The following is a 4,423-nucleotide window of genomic DNA, read 5'->3' on the forward strand; positions in this document are numbered from 1 at the left end:
TTCGGCAGCCGTTTCACCGGCCGTTTCCTTGGTTACCGCAGAGGCAGGCTGAGCCGTCTGGGGGCCGCCTTCCTGGGTATTGCCGTCCAGCTGCTGCCCAGCTACTGCACTGCCCGCCAGGATCACGCCGTCCACGCTGGTGTCTTCCGCCACCTGCACATAGGTGTTGGTCCCTGCCGGAATGGTCACAGAAGAGCCCTTCACAAAAGCGCCGCCCACAACGCCTACCGGCCCGAAGAGGATCATCCCTCCGATGGAGGCACCGGCGGCACCGGCAGCGGTCTTGGCCTGCTGTTTGGCCAGGTCGCCCACCGTAACAGGGACAGCGCCCCCGTTCACAGCCACCACATGGGAGAAGTCCAGATCGATCCGGGCATCCCGGCCGAAGATCCGGGGCTGGACGATCTTTTTGATCTGGCCATAGCCCTTGGCCCCTTTGGGCAGCACCAGAGCATCCCCTACATACACATTGTCATCCACAATAAAGTCGATGGTATCTCCCTGCTGGTTGGTCTTGCTGTTGATGTCTTCCATGAATTTCACCTTGATCAGGGAATCCTTGGGCAGGACCACGGTGCTGGAAGTGAGGCTGCCGTTGGGGAAGGCGGCCTTGGTCAGCCGGTTCAGACGGCTGGTGAAAGAATCCTTGGCATATTCCGTGCCGAAGATCTGGGTTTCCAGATGGCTCAGACGGGTTTTGGCCGCGTCAATGGACATCCGGTCAGAGAACTGCCATTCAATCACGTTCATCATGGTGGCCATGGACAGCTTCCCGTTTACCGGGGCCCCTTCCAAATTGTTGTAGAGCTTGTCCACCCGGGTCATCACAGAACCGGAACTTTTCTGGCCGTACATGTCCGTTTCCATTTTGTCCACCCGGGATACCAGGGACCCGGTCTGGACAGCGCCATACAGGAAGTTTTCCGCAATTTCCAGTTTGCCCGCTACCGTGTTGGTGGCCGCCATTTCCTCGGCAAAAGCCGGAACCAGGCAGGTCAGGCACAGCAGGGCTGTCAAAAACAGGCTGATGATTTTTTTCTTCAATCCAGACACCTCCGTCAGGGTAATTTTCAGAAACTATCGGTTTTATTGTAACATAAATCAGGAAGCGAAGAAAGGTTTCAGTTTCTCTTCCATCTCTGCCCGCATCCGATCCATCAGTTCGTACCGGCGCCGGTGATTGGCCCGTTTGGAGGGTTTCAGTTCCGACAGGTCCCTCCGCTTTTCCTCCAGGGGGATCCGGTAGAACCGGGAATCTTGGGTGGGTTCCCCGCCGCATTCTCCCCAGAAGTCCCCGAAATTGGTCTTCAGTTTCCGGTCCACCCGCACATGGTTCATGGCGTAGTAGCCCTCATTGGTCACTGCATAGATAGCCTCACAGCCCACCAGATCCGCCAGGGTCCGGAGCCCGTAGAAGATCAGGTTCTTGGTCCGGTATCCGAAGAATTTCTTGGTCATGGCCTTCACCGCATCATTCCCCAGGCTGGTGCCCTGGAGGGCTCCCACCCAGATGCAGGGTCTGCCGCTTTCCGGATCCGGTCCCAACCAGAACATGATCTGGTAAAAGTCCAGGTCCCCCCAGTGGAGCACCAGGGACAGACACCCTTCCTTCCGCTGGCCCGGATGAAACAGCAGGTCCAGGGTCAGGGGCTTGTCCTGGAATTCGTCGGTCCACAGGTTCACCCGGCCGTGGCGGACGTAGATTTCCCGGAGGAATTCCGGGTTCATCCGCTGCTGAAGGGCATGGATGGTATAGGTGATCACCTTTTCCCGTTCTGCCCAGCCGGCGCCCTTGTAAAAGAATGCCCGGGTTTCCTGCTCCAATAGGCAGGGCATGCCCTGGAGCACCTCCCGGCGCAGAGGATCCCCATGGAAAAATTTCTGGAGTCCTTCCATCTGGCTCCGGTGGGTGGCACAGCGGAGAAGATACACCCAGTAGCGCTTCCGTTCCTTCAGATGCCTGATATTGTAGCAGGCCAGGCCTGCCGCCTTGATTTCTGCCCAATCCATTGGTGTAGTTCCCTTCTTTGCAATAAGAAGGGGTGTTGCACAGCAACACCCCTTTTTGTCAGCGGTCAATGGTCAACGGTCAACGGCCGTTGGAAATCAATTTTCGTAAATTGATTTTGAACTTGTAAAAGACGTTGTTTGCCGAATCTTTTTGCCATTGTTCACAGCCAGCCGCGCTGGCTTCCTTGGGCCGCTGACCGTTGACAGCTGACAGTATGCTGCCTTGGCAGCATACCTTACTTGTTGTTCTTAATAACCTTCTTCAGCTCTCTCCGGCAGAACAGGCCGAATTCGTGATGGGGCCAGTCGGACCGGGGATTGATGGCTCCGGATTCCATTTCACGGCCATAGCTCCAGCGGTCCAGTTTGAACTTGTGGTTCAACATGTTCACCGTGGCGAACCGTCCCCGGTAATCCAGGATGGTCATGGGTTCCCGGCGGAAGTTGTCTTCCGTTACGTCGAACTTGTCCACAGCCATGACAATGACCACGTCAGCGCCGCTGGCTTTGGCTACGGCTTCCAGACCAGCCTGGGTGAACAGGTTGTCCTGTTCCTGGAGGGCCACTTTCCGGACGATGTCGGAATCCACCATGTCATATTCCGGATACTGGAAAGCCTTGGCGATTTCGTTGCTGAACACGATGGGTTTCATCCCTTCGTTGTCTTCCACTTTTTCTCCGATCATCAGGGGCACCACAGCCAGTTTCAGGGATTTTACCTGAGGCGTTACTGCAGGGGTCTGCTGCTGGGCAGTGGTTTCCGCCGGTTTGGTGGGGGTATAGGTAAAGGTAGCGGCGTCCGCCTGCTGGAGGGCAGGCAGGATCAGCGCCGCACTGAAAGCGACGGCAGACAGGGTTTGCCAGATTTTTTTCATATTGCTGTAACCTCCTAGTTGTCTTTTCTTGTCATTTCATCTATTTTATCACAAGGGGGAGCTCTTTGGCCAGAAAATTACAATTCCTCACAATAGGCAGAAGCCACCCAGCCGATATCCCCATTTTCCCGCTGGACCTTGGTCCAATGGAGGCCGCCGCCGTCGGCAGCATCCAGGATGGTGACGATTTCCCCTTTGGTGAAGTAGTCCAGCACATCCCCGTTCTGGTTGGGATCGCTGCGCATCCGCACTTCCGTGCCGGTGATCCTGCCCTTCCGGTCTTCCAGACGGGTCACCGAAGGGATCAGGGAGCCTTCCGGCACCCGGCAGTATTCCCCGGCCACCCAGCCCTGGGACCCGTCCTTCCGGGTCACTTCATACCATTTCCGTCCTTCATTTACATTGCTTTTCAGGACTTCCACCTTTTCACCGTCTTCAAAATAGCCCAGGATTTCTGTATCCGTCCCAGCGCCTTTCCGCATCCGCACTTCCGTACCAATGATGGTTCCGGCTGCGGACGCATCCGCTTTCCGTTCCATGGGGAATGTCAGACCCAGCAGACAGCACAGCGCGGCAAGAATCCGTCCCATTTTTTTCATCATGGTCTGCCTCCTCTCCTCTTATTGAAGTCATTGTATCACAAGCGCCCGTTCCCTGCCAGTACTGCCAGTAAATCAGTTCTGGGCGCAGAAATCAGCCGATACCCAGCCTACGGAACCGTCGCTCCGCTGGACTTTCAGCCACCGCTGCCCGTCACTGGTCACATCGTCCAGGATGGTCACGGTTTCTCCGTTGTCGAAGTAGCCCAGCACAGCACTGTCCGTACTGTAGCTGGCCCGCATCCGCACGTCCGTGCCGGTGATGGTTCCGGTGGAAGCACTGCTTCCGTCACCATCCCCGCTGCCCATGCTGCAGTAATCCGCAGCCACATAGCCGGTGGATCCGTCACTGCGGCTCACCTTGTACCAGGTCATGCCGTCAGCCCGGGTGCTGCCCAGCACCTGGACCGATTCTCCCTGGCCAAAGACTCCGATGACGCTGCTGTCCAGGCCGGCGCCGTCCCGCATCCGCACGTCCGTGCCGGTGATCACCCCGGCACCGCTTACATCCGTATCGAGAGCTGCAGCCGCGGCTCTGGCAGCTTCTGCCTGCCGTTCCGCCTCAGCCTGCCGTTCGGCTTCCGCCGCAGCTTCCACCTGCCGGCGGGCTTCTTCAGCCGCCCGTTCTTCCGCTTCCCGGCGGGCCTTTTCTTCTGCCGCCCGTTTCTCCGCAGCTTCCTTGATGGCCACCAGTTCCTTCATCCGGGCTTCTTCCCGGGCCGCCTCTTCTTTGGCTTCCTGGGCCTGGATGGCTGCCACTTTTTCCTTTACGGTCATGGGACGAGCAGCCTTCTGTTCCGCCGGTTTGGCCGTTTCTTGGGGAGCTTCTTGAGAAGCTTCCGCCTTTTTGGCTTCCGGTTTGGTTTCCGGTACCGCCGGTTTCACGGCAGCAGCAGTTTTCCCGGCTGCTTCCGCCTCTTTGGCCACCGCCGTCAGGCT

The 4,423-nt window shown here is 57.7% G+C and carries 5 protein-coding genes; all 5 read right to left on the reverse strand.

Annotation, left to right across the window (positions count from 1 at the left end):
• Positions 1-1,053 (reverse strand): hypothetical protein (locus QVO43_RS03995; RefSeq protein ID WP_288174491.1); only part of this gene is annotated, 1,053 nt, incomplete at its 3' end.
• Between the two features lie 48 nt (positions 1,054-1,101).
• The gene (locus QVO43_RS04000) at positions 1,102-2,010 is read right to left on the reverse strand and encodes a VirK/YbjX family protein (protein WP_022487298.1); all 909 of its coding nucleotides are present in this window, start codon (positions 2,008-2,010) and stop codon (positions 1,102-1,104) included.
• A 236-nt stretch (positions 2,011-2,246) separates the two neighbouring features.
• A complete protein-coding gene (locus QVO43_RS04005; RefSeq protein ID WP_022487299.1) occupies positions 2,247-2,885 on the reverse strand; it encodes a hypothetical protein in 639 nt (212 codons plus the stop codon).
• Positions 2,886-2,962: 77 nt separating this feature from the next.
• Entirely contained in the window at positions 2,963-3,487 is a 525-nt protein-coding gene (locus tag QVO43_RS04010) for an SH3 domain-containing protein (RefSeq protein WP_022487300.1), read from the reverse strand.
• Between the two features lie 72 nt (positions 3,488-3,559).
• A partial coding sequence (locus QVO43_RS04015; protein WP_288174493.1) for an SH3 domain-containing protein occupies positions 3,560-4,423 on the reverse strand: 864 nt, incomplete at its 5' end.

The organism is Acidaminococcus sp. CAG:542 (genome assembly GCF_000437815.1).
GTDB lineage: Bacteria > Bacillota > Negativicutes > Acidaminococcales > Acidaminococcaceae > Acidaminococcus.